At 52.7% G+C, this 14,094-nt stretch carries 12 protein-coding genes; 6 read left to right on the forward strand and 6 right to left on the reverse strand.

The genetic code is table 11. The features are described from left to right. The first annotated feature begins 41 nt into the window (after positions 1-41). Both VFA09_08650 and VFA09_08655 read left to right on the forward strand, forming a co-directional pair. Positions 42-1,037, forward strand: coding sequence for a Virginiamycin B lyase (locus tag VFA09_08650; protein HZU67334.1), 996 nt, complete (start codon positions 42-44; stop codon positions 1,035-1,037). A gap of 73 nt (positions 1,038-1,110) precedes the next feature. Then, positions 1,111-2,103, forward strand: coding sequence for a Virginiamycin B lyase (locus tag VFA09_08655; protein ID HZU67335.1), 993 nt, complete (start codon positions 1,111-1,113; stop codon positions 2,101-2,103). A gap of 113 nt (positions 2,104-2,216) precedes the next feature. Here the strand turns inward: VFA09_08655 and VFA09_08660 are convergent, their stop codons facing one another. From VFA09_08660 to VFA09_08670, 3 genes are all read right to left on the reverse strand, one after another. Beyond that, positions 2,217-3,374, reverse strand: coding sequence for an acyl-CoA dehydrogenase family protein (locus tag VFA09_08660; protein HZU67336.1), 1,158 nt, complete (start codon positions 3,372-3,374; stop codon positions 2,217-2,219). A gap of 18 nt (positions 3,375-3,392) precedes the next feature. After that, positions 3,393-4,310 carry a LysR family transcriptional regulator gene (locus tag VFA09_08665; protein HZU67337.1) on the reverse strand — a complete coding sequence of 306 codons (918 nt, stop codon included), beginning with the start codon at positions 4,308-4,310 and terminating at the stop codon, positions 3,393-3,395. A gap of 87 nt (positions 4,311-4,397) precedes the next feature. Continuing rightward, on the reverse strand, positions 4,398-4,847 hold the full coding sequence (locus VFA09_08670; GenBank protein ID HZU67338.1) for a hypothetical protein: 450 nt from the start codon (positions 4,845-4,847) through the stop codon (positions 4,398-4,400). 400 nt (positions 4,848-5,247) lie between these two features. On the opposite strand from VFA09_08670, the gene VFA09_08675 reads away from it, so the two are divergent. Further along, complete coding sequence (locus tag VFA09_08675; protein ID HZU67339.1) at positions 5,248-6,033, forward strand: cytidylate kinase-like family protein; 786 nt, start codon at positions 5,248-5,250, stop codon at positions 6,031-6,033. A 623-nt stretch (positions 6,034-6,656) separates the two neighbouring features. Continuing rightward, positions 6,657-7,919, forward strand: a complete 1,263-nt coding sequence (locus VFA09_08680; protein ID HZU67340.1) for an alkaline phosphatase family protein — start codon at positions 6,657-6,659, stop codon at positions 7,917-7,919. 123 nt (positions 7,920-8,042) lie between these two features. Here the strand turns inward: VFA09_08680 and VFA09_08685 are convergent, their stop codons facing one another. From VFA09_08685 to VFA09_08695, 3 genes are all read right to left on the reverse strand, one after another. Continuing rightward, on the reverse strand, positions 8,043-9,179 hold the full coding sequence (locus tag VFA09_08685) for a lipocalin family protein (GenBank protein ID HZU67341.1): 1,137 nt from the start codon (positions 9,177-9,179) through the stop codon (positions 8,043-8,045). Further along, entirely contained in the window at positions 9,176-11,599 is a 2,424-nt protein-coding gene (locus VFA09_08690) for an MMPL family transporter (GenBank protein HZU67342.1), read from the reverse strand. The genes VFA09_08685 and VFA09_08690 overlap by 4 nt, the downstream gene beginning before the upstream one ends. 241 nt (positions 11,600-11,840) lie before the next feature. Beyond that, complete coding sequence (locus VFA09_08695) at positions 11,841-12,866, reverse strand: WD40 repeat domain-containing protein (protein ID HZU67343.1); 1,026 nt, start codon at positions 12,864-12,866, stop codon at positions 11,841-11,843. A gap of 163 nt (positions 12,867-13,029) precedes the next feature. Here VFA09_08695 and smpB point away from each other — a divergent pair, with 163 nt between their 5' ends. Both smpB and VFA09_08705 read left to right on the forward strand, forming a co-directional pair. Next, on the forward strand, positions 13,030-13,533 hold the full coding sequence (gene smpB, locus VFA09_08700; GenBank protein ID HZU67344.1) for an SsrA-binding protein SmpB: 504 nt from the start codon (positions 13,030-13,032) through the stop codon (positions 13,531-13,533). A gap of 2 nt (positions 13,534-13,535) precedes the next feature. Further along, positions 13,536-13,994, forward strand: a complete 459-nt coding sequence (locus tag VFA09_08705; GenBank protein ID HZU67345.1) for a PaaI family thioesterase — start codon at positions 13,536-13,538, stop codon at positions 13,992-13,994. Positions 13,995-14,094: the final 100 nt, after the last annotated feature.

Here is a 14,094-nt window from a genome sequence, read left to right on the forward strand (position 1 = left end):
CTAGCTCATTCCATTCAATTCCAAAAGAAGGGGGATATTTCATGAGAATTTCTCGTTTCGCGCGTTCACTGCTCTTCTTGCTCCTGCCTTTGTTCGTAGTCACCCTCTCTACTGCTGCACCAATTGCTCAGGCAAAGGTGGGCAAGATTAAAGAGTTCCAGCTCCCATTCAGCAAAAAGTGGGGGAGTAACAGGCCATATATTATTGTAACCGGCCCCGATGGGAATCTGTGGTTTACGGACTTCTACACCGACAAAATCGGACGGATGACCCCTACCGGCCAATACAAGGCATTCAATATTCCCACGAAAAAGAGCGAACCTTACGGCATTGCAGTCGGTTCCGACGACAATCTCTGGTTTACCGAACAGGTCGGAAGTAAGATAGGTCGCATCACGCTCCAGGGCAAAATCACTGAGTACCCAACTCCTACTGCGAACAGCGGTCCTCTTAATATTACTCCTGGTCCCGATGGTAACCTCTGGTTCACAGAGAACTACACCAATAAGATTGGACGCATCACCACCAGCGGCTCCATCACTGAGTTTACCGTTCCGACTCCCAATAGCGGGCCTTTCAGCATCAGAACCGGTCCCGATGGCAACCTCTGGTTTACCGAGTCCAGCGCCAATAAGATCGGACGCATCACCCTCAGTGGTTCAATCACCGAGTTTGCAGTTCCAACTCCTGGCAGCTTGCTTCGTTTCATCACAACCGGCCCCGACGGCAATCTCTGGTTTACCGAGTACTTCGCGAATAAAGTTGGTCGCATGACTCCAACGGGTACATTCACCGAGTTCCCAATTCCAACAACGAATAGTGGACCTTTCGATATCACCGCTGGCCCCGATGGCAATCTGTGGTTCCTGGAGTCAATGGGAGACAATGTTGCTCGCATCACTACCAGCGGGTCTATCACCGAGTTCCCTGTTCCAACTCCAAAGAGTGTACCATTCGGCATTACAAATGGGCCTGGTGGCAATCTGTGGTTCGCCGAGGATCGCGGGAATAAAATCGCCTATATCACTCCCCAATAAGGGAAGTTTGATATATACCGGTCGTCATACGTTACTTGTTGTATTTTCCAGTCAAGTAAAAGGGGGATTTACCATGAAACTTGTTCGTATCACCGGTTACCTGTTCGTCCTCGTTGCTTTTTTCAGTTTCACTGCATCGGCTACGGCTTCCGCTGCTAGCAGCCCAACGAAAGCGGGCAAAATCAAGGAGTACTCCATCCCGACTTCCGGCAGTCTCCCGTACTACATTACGCGCGGGCCGGATCACAGTCTCTGGTTCGACGAGTACACTGCCAATCAAATTGGTAAATTGTCCACTAAGGGTACATTTACCGAATACCCGATCCCTACGGCCAGCAGCGGACCCGTCGATATCACCGCCGGTCCCGACGGGAATGTCTGGTTCACCGAGTACAATGTCAGTAACATTGCCAAGATTACTCCCAAGGGCAAAGTTACTGAATACCCGGTACCCACCTCTGGCGCTAATCCCTACAGCATTACAAGTGGACCTGACGGGAACCTCTGGTTCACTGAGTACACCGGCAATAATATCGGCAAAATCACTCCCAAGGGTACAATAACCGAGTATCCGATCCCGACACCCGGTAGTCTTCCGTTTGATATTACAACGGGTCCCGATGGCAACCTGTGGTTCGTTGAAAGGCAGGGGAACAATATCGGTCGCATCACTCCCAGTGGTCAAATTACCGAGTTCCCGGTGCCTACTCCTGGCAGTATGCCCCACAGCATCGCCGCCGGGCCGGATGGCAATCTCTGGTTCACTGAGTACACCGGCAATAATATCGGCCGCATCACTCCCAGCGGTCAAATTACCGAGTTCCCGGTGCCCACCGCCAACAGCCAACCTGCCGATATTACCCTTGGTCCCGATGGCAACCTCTGGTTCACGGAATTGCAAGGGAACAATATCGGCCGCATCACTCCCAGCGGTCAAATTACCGAGTTCCCGGTGCCCACCGCCAATAGCCAGCCTCTCGGCATCACACCTGGCCCTGACCACCTTCATAATCTCTGGTTCGTTGAACACAACACGAACATAATTGGAAGGATCAGCACGAAGTAAGAGAGGCACTACCCGAAATCGAAAAGTAAGTAATGACGACCGTGTAAATAGAAGCAGGAACTGCCTTGAAATGCGACAGAAATTTCGGGGTAGCTCCTGTTTTCTGCTGTCAACTATGATCTATATTTCTCCAGCAACTGCCTCGCAATCACCAGGCGCTGAATTTCGCTAGTTCCTTCGCCAACCAGCATAAACGGCGCATCGCGGTAATAACGCTCGACGTTGAACTCTTTGGTATAACCGAAGCCACCAAAAATTCGCATGGCCTCCAGCGTCACTTCCTGGCACGTTTCGGTGGCGAAGAGTTTGGCCATACCGGCTTCAAGGTCGGAACGTTCGCCGCGATCTTTTTTCTGCGCTGCTTTGTGACAGAGCAGCCGGGCAGCCTCGATTCTGGTTGCCATATCGGCCAGTTTGAGCTGGATGGCCTGGTGCTGCGCAATCGGCTTGCCAAAGGTCATTCGCTGCTGCGCGTATTTGATGGCGTCGTCGAAAGCGGCCTGCGCAACCCCTATGGCGCGGGCCGCGACATTGATGCGTCCCACTTCCAGGCCACTCATCACCTGCTTAAAACCTTCACCTTCAACCCCACCAAGCAGATTGGAGGCAGGTACAATCGTTGCATGAAATACCAGTTCGGCGGTTTCAACACCCTTGTAACCAAGCTTGTCAAATGTGCGGCTGACACTCAAACCTGACGCGCCTTTTTCGACCAGGAACACGCTCATGCCACGATGGGGAGGCTGAACTCTGGTATTCGTTCGCGCCAGCACCGCGAAAATGCTACCATAGACACCATTCGTGACCCACAGTTTGGAGCCATTGAGAATGTACTCATCATTCTCGCGCTCGGCAGTCATGGTAATGGCCTGCACATCGCTGCCCGCATTGGCCTCGGATATACAGATTCCTCCTCGTTTCTCGCCGCGGGCCATTACCGGCAGGAAACGACGCCGTTGCTCCTCGGTACCGAAGGTCGCGATCATGTAGGCAACGAGGATGTGGGTATTCACAATTCCAGCCAGACTCATCCAACCGCGAGATAGCTCTTCAATGATCTGGACATAGGTAAGAAAATCAAGGCCAAGACCGCCATATGCTTCTGGAATAGTGGCGCTAAAGATGCCCAATTCCTTGAGCTTCTCAATCAACTCGAAAGGATATTCATCCGCCTGCTCCAGGCGATGAGCATTGGGAATCACCTCGCGATTCACGAAGTGCCGCACCTCGGCTATGAGTGCCTGCCTTTCATCATCGAACTGTGTGCCCATAGGATTGATCCTTCCTACTCATACCACTTTTCTACGCAAACGGCGGTCGGCGTGTTGCAAGAGGAACGACTTGAAAGCGCGGGTCGTGGCCGATAGATACTTATCTTTTAAGTGTACGATGCGCCATTGCCTGACTATAGGGAACCCCTCAACGTCGAGAATAGTCAGGCGGTGAGTTTCCAACTCCATATCAATAGCCACGCGCGAAATCAGAGCGATACCGAGGCCTGCCGCCACACCTTGCTTAATAGCGCTATTATTGCCAACCTGCATGCTCACCTGTAAAGGAATATCGGCCTCTTGCAAAGCCCTTTCCAGCGCGGCTCGCGTACCCGAACCAGATTCACGCAGCAAGAAATGTTCGTGTCCCAATTCCTCGATCGGCACTTCCTTTCGCCCGGCCAGCCGGTGCGAGGGAGCGGCAACCAGCACCAGTTCATTGAATGCGAAAGGCTCAATCTCAACGGGAAGGTCGGCAGGCACAGTCCCCATAACGGCGATATCCACACGGTTACTCATGAGCGCCTCAACGAGTGAGGCACGGTTCAGGACCTCCAGGGATATTTCGACTTGCGGGTAAATCTGGCGGAACTTTCCCAGCAAACCCGGTATAACATACGAACCAACCGTTGTATCGGCCCCCACACTTAAACGGCCATAGTAAGGGCTGCGCAGCGCCTCGATAATCTCCAGCGTCTCGTCAATCACGGCAAATATTTTCTGGCTATAGAGATAGAGTTCTTCCCCGGCCTGTGTAAGGTGAGTCTTGCGGCCAATCTGGTCGAATAGTTTGACGCCCAGGGTCTTTTCAAGGTGTCGAATCTGCGCGGAGACGGCGGGCTGGCTGAAATGCAGTTCCTCCGCTGCACGCACGAAACTGCAATATTTCGCGACGACTTGAAAGGTTGCGAGTTGGTGTAGGTTCAGCGTATGCATAGTTTCAATCCCGGCCAGGAAGTCGTGAAAAGATCCGGTTCCCGCCGCTTCTCTGTAGGGAGAGTATAGCGGCCAAACCCGATCATGTCAAGAGCAAATGCACCAGGCAAAAAGCCCCCTATGAAGAACGAGGCAGCCCAGGTATATATAGTATCTTAGCTGAATATGTGACACTCCGCTCCCGTTGGATAAGCGCAGCGAGCCCTCTTTGAGGCTCATGGCCGACCGTTTGTACTCAATCCTGAAGTACCATTTGCGTTTGTGAGGGGGGTTGACAGTCGGATCACCGGCCTGTTTGCGTACTCTCCACGCTTTGAGCGAGGCAAAGAAGGCTTGCACACAGGTATCAGAGGTATGGGCATGCAGCTTCCTGGAAGTGAAGAGGCGCATCAGGTGTTTGGGTTTGAGCCATATCCCCTTGTGTCGCACGGTACGCCAGAAGAAGACCACCGTTTGCGAGTAAAGGCGCCCACATTCTCGCGCCAGGTCATCAAGCTGCTCGGTCTGGCCAATGGTCACCCGTCGTACTTGATACATGAGCGCACTCCTTTCTGAGCGTCGATGTCCATCTCGCATGGTTTGCTGACTGCTAGTGCTTGCTGTTGAAGCGAAGTGGTTTCTTGTCCACAGCGAGGGCAACTGCTTCAAAGCCAGAAACGCTTTGCGCAAGGTGAAGGACATGACGCCCTTCTGTTCCTTTTCATAGTCTTTGTATACCAGATACGTGACCAGGATGCAAGGGCTAAAGCCCTTTACTGTCAATTGTTTCCTCTGCTGATTCCTCAGCAGTCAGTAGGGATGCTTCTCCTTCGTTCCTCAGAGCTAAAGACCCGGCATGACATGTTCTTTGCCCTCCAATCGATGCAGCATTCCTTGCAATTCGTCTTTGCCATGTTGTACGATAATGTCGCGCGATACTCCACAACAAGGACGAGCCATGTCATACCTGTTTAAAGGACGAGGGAAAGAGAAAGACCAGCGTTTTTCTCAGAGGCAAAAGGATTCAAGTGCCACTCAATTCTTGCCCGAAACAAGTTGGGCCGATGAATCTTTGCCATCTGGAATACCGCCGGAGGGGCGTCTAGTTGTGACGATTTCCCGCCAGTTTGGCAGCGGCGGGGCAGAGATCGGGCGCATCGTGGCTCGCGAGAGCGGACTCCAATACGTTGACCATGAGATCATCGACGAGGTGGCAAAACGGCTGGGTATCTCTTCAGAGAGCGCGGCCCGCCTCGATGAGCAAACTGCGGGATACGTCCGGCATATCCTCAATGCAGTCAATTCCAGCAATCCTTTCAATACAAACTACAGCAGGTTGTTCTCGACAACGCGGATTCCGGCACAGGTCAATGAACTGGCTTACCTGCGATTGACACAGCGAGTGATTCTAGAGTTGGCGACCGAGGGTAATGTCGTGATTGTAGGCCGCGGCTCACAGTTTTTATTGCATAGCTCACCCCGCACGCTGCATATCTATATTTTCGCGCCGTTCCCCTATCGCGTTGCCAATATTATGCAGCGCTTACAACTTGACCGAGCTCAGGCTACGCGCTTGATTGAGCGCCGCGATTATGAGCACGCTTCCTATCTCCGTCACTACTATGGTACCGATGGTCACCAGCCCGCGTTATATCACCTCCTCATCAATACGAGTCTTTTCCCTTTCGAACTCGCGGCCAGTTTCGTACAACAGGCGCTTCCGGTAGTGCAGGAGATGCGTTAAATTGTGCCTGATCCCACGTCAGACCAGGTAATTTTATGTACTTGCGCAAAATACCATGGGTTATGTATACTGAATGCAGGGCACTGGCGTCCCCTGACCCCGGCGATCAACAATGGCGTTGATGGCCTCGGGTCGGCAAGAGCAGAGAGCTCCATCTCTTCCCTGGCCACAGCTACATGCTATTTCTTTCCAAAGCTTAACCAGAAATACATTGACAAACCGGGCGAAGCAGAATATACTCTTCCATAGAGCCGATTCCTGTCAATTGTGTTCTATATCTGATTCTTTAGTACATCTCTACTTGACCTTTTCGGGTTTGGTGGTATACTTTTCCCGACGCCGAGGCAGCAGAAACCACACCCGTTCCCGAACCCGTTTGGGACTGAGATGATCTGATTTGGCGTTTGGTAGTAACAGGCGTAAGTGAGAATACAGGGGGATTGTTCCTCGCTTATGCAAGATTGCCGTATTATCCACTGCTTCCTGTTTGGGATCGAAAGAGATCGACTTGAAAAAAGTATGCTCCTGCCTGCCTATTCATGAAAAGGTAGGAGAATCCCCCAAAAACATTCTCAAGAGCTGCTAAATGCTAACTTCTACTGTTTGAAGAGAGGAAGAAGGAATTGCGAAGATTTCGATTGCTCCTTATCCTTGTTGTGATTGTGCCCGCGGTACTCATCACCAAAACGCTTGCTCCACAAACACATGCCCGGGCAGATAATCCCATCCAGCACATCATTTTCATCGTCAAGGAAAACCACTCCTTCGATGATTATTTTGGCCTGTTTCCCGGCGCAAATGGGACAACCGTCGGATATGCTAAGATCAATGGGGTCACAACACAGATTCCATTGAACCCCGGCCTCGATAAATCTCCCAACTATATCCACGAGTGGAATCCCGCGCATATCGCCTATGACAACGGTCTGATGGATGCGTTCAACATTGCGGCACATAACAAATGCAGTGCGCCACCCTATCTGTGCTACCAGGAAATGACGCAGGCGCAGATCCCGAACTACTGGTCCTATGCCCAGAACTTCGTTTTGAACGATAACACGTTCGCTCCGCTCATGGGTCCATCATTTCCCAATCACCAGTATACCGTCGCCGCCGGCTCTGGACCGGACCTCGACCATAGTGTGATTGACAACCCACATACACCGCCCTGGGGCTGCCTGGACCCTCCATCGGTGAGAGTCAAATTGTACGATGGAGAGCTTGTCTATCCCTGTTTTGACTACTCGAACCTGGCCGATGAGATGACCGCCGCGGGCATCTCCTGGAAGTATTATTCATCGTCGCAAACCATCTTCAACGCCCTGGAGGCCAACCAGAACGATTACCAGTTGCCCAATGCCAATGCTCGGCCCCAGGATTTCCTGAACGACTTGAAGAATAATACGCTGCCCAACTTTAGCTGGCTGGTCGCACCCGACGCTTTCGACGAGCATCCACCCAACTCGACATGCGTTGGCGAGAACTGGACGGTGCAGATGATGAACGCCCTCATGCAGTCTTCTGCCTGGAGCAGCACGGTCGTGTTCCTGACATGGGATGAGTATGGCGGGTTCTATGATCATGTGGCCCCGCCGCAAATGGATCAACTTGGTCTTGGCTTCCGCGTGCCATTTCTCATTATCAGCCCGTTTGCCTACGCCAATAATGATCCGAGTAATCCTCACATCGGCCATGATCTCTTCGACTTCTCGAGCGTCCTCAAGTTTGCCGAGGAGGTGTTCAATCTTCCGTCGCTGGGCCGGGACGACGTGAACGCGGGCGATCCCATGACGGAAATCGATACCTCGATGGTTCACAACCAGCCATTGATACTCCAGCAGCGCAAATGCGGAAAATTCGATCCGGTCCCGATTACCGACGATTAGCGAGCATCATAGGAATTCTGGCAAGGAGGTTTTCTGTAGGGACAGGGCCTGGTGCCTGTCCCTACAGAAAATCTTCCCCTGGAACGATGAAGCATATCTCTGCCGCGATAATGTCATAGCACCTTAGCTATTGGCGTAGCCGGTCAATTCTACATAGCCCTCGCCACTGACGGGTACGCCTGCGCTCTGTCCCTGAATACTCACGGCCCCTTCCCAATAACTATTGCCGGTTGATTGGTAGACGACAAGCTCCTGATCTTTCAATTCTGGAGTTAAAGTGAGCGTGGCTTGCAATTGTGGATCATCGATTTGCAGGCGCCAACCAGAGGGATAATTCGCGCCTGTTACGGGACTTTTCCAGTGATTCAGCACACTGATCTTCAAGGCACTGGCCGGCAAAAGGTGATCTCTGGCGCTGGCATCGATAAAACTGGCATAGGTCGAAAGAATGTTGCCCTGCGCGTCACGGATAACGTACAACTTCATTTCCGTACCATTTTTGAGCTGGATGCTGTACCAATCCCAGCCACCACCACCTGACGGAAGGAAGTTGCCCCATTGATGATCCATCCACGCCAGACCCGTCACCTGCAAAGGCTGCCCGTGATCGATAAGCGTGCCGGAGACCGCCATGCGCGTGCGTGAATAGTAGTAAGAAAATCCACCCAATCCATAGGTAATCAGGCCATTGCCATTGTGCAGGACAGGCGGTTTGAGACCGCGCAGGTTGAACTGGATCGTGTAATTGTTTATAGAGGCGCTGAGATGGTCTAAACCGTTCAGACCGGTAATCGTCCAGTTGCCGACATGCTCCGAGATGCCGCCGGTAGATGTGCCATTTGGAATGACGGCATTCGGCTCGGCCTGACTGCGTTGATCGTAGTGAAACTCTCCACGCGTGATGTCGCTGATCGCAAAGTGCGCTGCGTATACGGGCGGCAGGTCGCTGCGCAATGCCTGGAAGATGACCAGTTCAAAGCCATAATGGTGTGCTGTACCAGCGGAAGTCACAGCATTGACATGGCCGGTATAGTACCACCACTCCGTGAGGTCGCGGTGTGCCGCCTCATCCTGTGGAAAGCGGATAGGCGGTAGCGGTGCGGCTGTTGGTGTGGAATTTACAACCGGCAATTGCGCGGACGTTGAAGGAATGCCAGGAAAGCTACACGCTGAGAGCAACAACACCAGCAGCGCACCTGTACTCATGATAGGAACGATATATTTTGTATGGGCCAGTTTACGCCAGAAATGCTGTATCATCGCCTGCCGCCTCCTATTCCGGTATCGCTCAATGTTTCGCTCGTGTTTTGGTGCGGCTCCTGACCTTCGTTCAACCGGCCATAACTCTCGGCAAGCGCAGGAGGATGGCGCTGCACTCCTACAAGTGGAAGCCACCAGTTCAGATTGCCGAGCAGCCGCATGGTGGCAGGAACGAGCAATCCTCGCACCAACGTTGCATCGAGCGCGACCGCGAGCGCCATGCCCAGGCCGAGCGCCTTGACCAGAATCATATCGGCAGAGGCGAAACAGGCGCTGACCACAATCACGATGACGGCGGCGCTCGTGATAATGCCACCGCTGCGCTGCAAACCAAGTGCCACGGCACGCGTATTATCGCCGGTCTGCCAGAATGCCTCCTGGATGCGCGAGAGCAGGAAGACCTCGTAGTCCATCGAAAGCCCGAAAAGCGAGCAGAACAGGAGAATGGGGCTTGAGGCCTCGACAAACCCAAGCGGTGTGAAGCCTAACACCTGGTGCAAGAAGCCATCCTGAAAGATGAGTACCAGCGCCCCATAGCTCGCCAGAATAGACAGCGTGTTCATCAGAATGGCCTTCAATGGCAACACCACTGAACGGAAGAAGAGCAACAACACGATATAGGTGACAATCGCGACGATCAGCACAGCTTTAGGGAAGTCGGTATAGAGTGAGGTAACATAGTCGATATTACCGGCAGTTCCTCCATCCACCAGCACAGTGATTCCTCCGCCGGGGTTCGTGTTACGAATCGTCTGTACCAGCTCTTCCGACCGTTGATCGAGCATATCATACTTGCTGATGACCTGGATCATGGTCGTATTGCCCGCGACCGATGACTTGAGCAGGGCTGACAGGTAGGGATCAGTTATCAACTGTGGATGGGTATAAACCAGTTCATATTGATCGAGCGTGTAGCGCGGGTCGGCGCTGACGATGCTATCCACACGCGCAACGCGCGGATCGGCCTCAATTCGCAGCACATACAGGTAAAGTTTGCGGATGTTATCGGGGGTTAATACGTCGCCTCTGGTTTGCACGGCCAGTAAGATAGGCGTTGTTTCGTTGGCATTGAAGCGCGTGGCCAGCAGGTCATATGCCGCTCGCGACGGGACGCTGGCCGGCAAGATTGACGCGTCGGGCGCGGAGAAACGCACCCCCAGGAATGGCGTTCCGAGCGCGATCAAAAAGAGCAGCACCGGCACCAGGATACGCACGGGATAGCGCATCACAAGGCTGGAGAGCCGGTACCAGAAACCAGAATGTGGTTCTATCTTGCTGTTTTGTGTTGCTATATCATGCGGCGCAATAGAACGAACACCGGTGCGTTTCCGCGGCCAGGGAATGCGCACGGGAAAAGCATTGATTCTTGTGCCGGTGATGGCAAGTACGGCGGGCAGCAGTGTGATGGCCGCGAGCACAGCCATCAATACGACGAGGACGCCGCCTATACCGACCGAACGCAGCATGTTGATGCGGAAGAATATGAGGCCAGCCAGGCCGATTGAGACGGTAAAGCCAGAAAAGGTAACGGCTCGCCCGGCAGTGGCAACAGTAATCGCCACCGCCTCCTCAACACTGCGTCCATGCGAGAGTTCTTCCCGGAAGCGACTGACCATGAACAGCGAGTAGTCTACGCCCAGTCCAAGACCGAAAAGGGTTGTAATATTCAGTACGAAGATGGAGAGAGGCGTTATGTGCCCCAGACCAAAGATGAGCGCAAGTGAGACGACGACCGCTCCCCCACCGACAAGCGCCGGAAGTATAGCGGCAACCACCGAACGGAAGACGAGCAGTAAGGCTATGATGGCAAAAGGAAACGCTAATAGTTCCGCGCGCCGCAAGTCGTTTTCGCTGACGGTCTGGATATCTTCATAAAAGACCGGGCCACCACCGACAGTTGTGTGCAGGTCGGGAACGGATTGCAGGCGATGCTCTAACTGGGGCAAGAGCTTCGGAGCGCTATCCGGATCGGATTTGAGCATTACATTGGCATAGGCCGCGTGTTGATCTAGCGAAACCTGGCGCGGATTGTCGGTATAGTTGATGACGCCCGAGACCTCCGACCAGTTGCGTAGCCCGGCCAGCGCCTCCTGTGATTCTTGCAGAAATTGCGGGCTATAGGCAGTATAACGCTGGCTGGTAAAGATGACCTGGACAATATTGAGATTGAGATGCAGCTTTGCGGTCAGGAGATCAACAGCGCGTTCCGATTGAACATCAGGACTGGTAAAACCGCCGGATTGCAGCACCGAACTGGCTTGCGGCGCGAATGGTAATCCAGCCACGATAGCGACCATCCAGAAGCCCACGATCAACCAGCGATAGCGGGTAGCAAACTTGCCCAGATGGTAGAACATAACCGGCCTTTCTATAGAAGCCTGGCAGAGATGCTTCGCTGCGCTCAGAATGGCAGGATGCATGGCCACCATGCATCCTGCCATTCTGAGCGCAGCGAAGCATCTCTGCCGCTAGCAAAACAAAGGAATATGCATATACAAGACGCATGCTCTTTTGCTGAGGGGTAAACTCGTTGCTCAAGGCGAGTAAAAAAGTTGGAGCAACGTTTTCCCGTTGCTCCCTATAGTCTAGCAGATTCCTTGCTCTTTTCAAGCCCTCTGCTTCCACTAATTCCTATATGCTTGTAAGCCGCTACAACAGGGTTTATCCCAGTTTCGCGACTCGCTCTTTCATATCTATGCCTCCGGTGACAACATACATCCCATCCGGCGAGAGATCCATCGTCTCCACATCACCGGAAGGATCGGTATAGGTAGAGATCTTGCTACCGGTACCGGCATCAAAGAGCTGCACCGTTCCATCAAAGCCTGCCGCGACAATACGCTTGCCATCGGACAACCATTTCACTGCCGAGATTCCTTCTGCAAAACCCTTATACACTACCCCCAATTTGCCCGTCGTGGCATCAAAGACCTGGATCAGTCCTGTATTAGTACCGTAGACGATCTGCTTCCCATCAGGTGACCAGGCGATGGCATTCGGATTCACCTGGGTCTGGTCGCTAGATTGACCTACAGTAAAAAGAAGGCTGGCTGAGGTGGCATTCCACACCGTTACAGTACCATCAGTATGGCCCGCGGCGATCTGCTTGCTATCTGGAGACCAGGCCAAAGCGTTTACCCCAGCTTTAGGATTTATAGTCTGGGAGGTCTTTCCGGTTGTCGCATCCCAGATCTGAATGGTATCCGCGCCAGAGGCAATCAACTTGCCATCAGGCGACCAGGCAACGGCGCCAACAGAGGAATCCGGGCTGTGAAAGGTAAGAACGTTGCTTCCAGTAGTGGCATCCCAGACCTGTACCGTGCCATCAGAACTTCCCGAAGCAATTCTTTTGCTATCAGGCGACCACGCGATAGCGTTCACTTCGTCGGAATGACCCGTAAAGGTATAGAGAGCCTTACCGGTGACAGCATCCCATACGCGCACGGTCTTGTCTTTGCTGGAGGATGCAATCAATTTCCCATTCGGCGACCAGGCCACATCAGTTATATCATCGCTATGACCGGACACAGTATAAGGCGTGATATTCGCCAGAGTGGGACTTGGGGTTGCTGCTGGTGTCGTCACAGATGTCGGACTGCCGCCAGTTGTGCTGCAGGCAGCTAAAAACAAAAACAGAAAGCCGGTAATAAGGGTAAGAAAAAAAGGGCGGTGTAAAGATTTCCACATACTTGCTTGTACCTCCTCAAGCGCTGATTTTGTACCACTCGACTGATATGCGCCATTGTTGTATCATGAGACTATCCCGTCTATTGCTCAGTACGTCCCAATTGATACTGGTTAATATTCGTCCAGTAAACGTCGAGAGTGGGATTTTTTAGAAGAGGTGTTTATGGCAAAACAGACGCATGCTAAAAATACGCAGGTCAAAACTTCGGACAATAGCGAGGCGATAAAGGTTATTACGGTGAACCGCCAGGCCTACCACGATTACTTTGTCGAACGTACCATCGAGGCAGGCATTTCACTGGTCGGCACCGAAATCAAATCTATTCGCGATGGCAAGGTCAACCTGCGCGGCTCCTATGCTCTCATACGCAATGGTGAAGTATGGTTGGAGAACGCCCATATCGCCATCTATGAGCATGGCAATCGCTACAATCACGAACCGCTGCGCAACCGCAAGCTCTTGCTGCACCACCGTGAAATCGCGCAGCTCCAGGCAAAGGTCGCGACGAAAGGCCTGACGCTCATTCCGCTCAAGCTGTACCTCAAAGGTGGCAGGGCCAAGGTCGAACTGGGCCTGTGTCGTGGCAAAAAGCTCTATGATAAACGCGAGGCCATCGCCGAACGCGAGGTGAAGCGCGAGATCGAGCGCGTTATTCGTAAAGGATAGGTATGCCAGATTCATACGAAGAACGGGGAAACCTTTCCCCAGATTTTTTGCAAGAGATTCCTAAAAATTTTGGTATCCTGCACCTGCTAGGGATGAAGATTGTGAAGGCCGGTGCAGGAATAGGACAGGTAAGCATTCACGTGGATAGCCGTTTGATGCACCCACAGCAGATTGTGCATGGCGGCGTCATTTTTACGATTGCCGACGCGGCCATGTCTATGGCGCTGATGCCAGTCATTCCCCAGGGTTCGCTTTTCGGCACTATCGAGGCGAAAATAAATTTTATGCAGCCGGTACGGGCCGGCGACCTGCTGGCCGAAGGCAAAATTATTCACAAGGGACGCACCACGGCAGTAATCGAAGCCACGGTCTATAACATTAACGAGGGTGAACAGCAGGCCGTCGCGAAGGTGCTGGGAACATTTTATATCCGGCAGCCTAAAGATACGAGTACGCAATGAGGAAATTATGACTCTCAAGGGCCTTTTGAGATACGAGATCCATTTTGCAACAGGATGGAGTTTATTCAGGCCCTCTGAGTCCTCAAGCAGAAGATATTCA

It is taken from the genome of Ktedonobacteraceae bacterium (genome assembly GCA_035653615.1).
In the GTDB taxonomy this organism is placed as follows: domain Bacteria; phylum Chloroflexota; class Ktedonobacteria; order Ktedonobacterales; family Ktedonobacteraceae; genus DASRBN01.

What these genes read in the sequence shown, in the direction of transcription:
- VFA09_08650 (HZU67334.1), top strand. Translation starts at nt 42, where the DNA reads ATGAGAATTTCTCGTTTCGCGCGTTCACTGCTCTTCTTGCTCCTGCCT.
- VFA09_08655 (HZU67335.1), top strand. Translation starts at nt 1,111, where the DNA reads ATGAAACTTGTTCGTATCACCGGTTACCTGTTCGTCCTCGTTGCTTTT.
- VFA09_08660 (HZU67336.1), bottom strand. Translation starts at nt 3,374, where the DNA reads ATGGGCACACAGTTCGATGATGAAAGGCAGGCACTCATAGCCGAGGTG.
- VFA09_08665 (HZU67337.1), bottom strand. Translation starts at nt 4,310, where the DNA reads ATGCATACGCTGAACCTACACCAACTCGCAACCTTTCAAGTCGTCGCG.
- VFA09_08670 (HZU67338.1), bottom strand. Translation starts at nt 4,847, where the DNA reads ATGTATCAAGTACGACGGGTGACCATTGGCCAGACCGAGCAGCTTGAT.
- VFA09_08675 (HZU67339.1), top strand. Translation starts at nt 5,248, where the DNA reads ATGTCATACCTGTTTAAAGGACGAGGGAAAGAGAAAGACCAGCGTTTT.
- VFA09_08685 (HZU67341.1), bottom strand. Translation starts at nt 9,179, where the DNA reads ATGATACAGCATTTCTGGCGTAAACTGGCCCATACAAAATATATCGTT.
- VFA09_08690 (HZU67342.1), bottom strand. Translation starts at nt 11,599, where the DNA reads ATGCATCCTGCCATTCTGAGCGCAGCGAAGCATCTCTGCCAGGCTTCT.
- VFA09_08695 (HZU67343.1), bottom strand. Translation starts at nt 12,866, where the DNA reads ATGTGGAAATCTTTACACCGCCCTTTTTTTCTTACCCTTATTACCGGC.
- smpB (HZU67344.1), top strand. Translation starts at nt 13,030, where the DNA reads ATGGCAAAACAGACGCATGCTAAAAATACGCAGGTCAAAACTTCGGAC.
- VFA09_08705 (HZU67345.1), top strand. Translation starts at nt 13,536, where the DNA reads ATGCCAGATTCATACGAAGAACGGGGAAACCTTTCCCCAGATTTTTTG.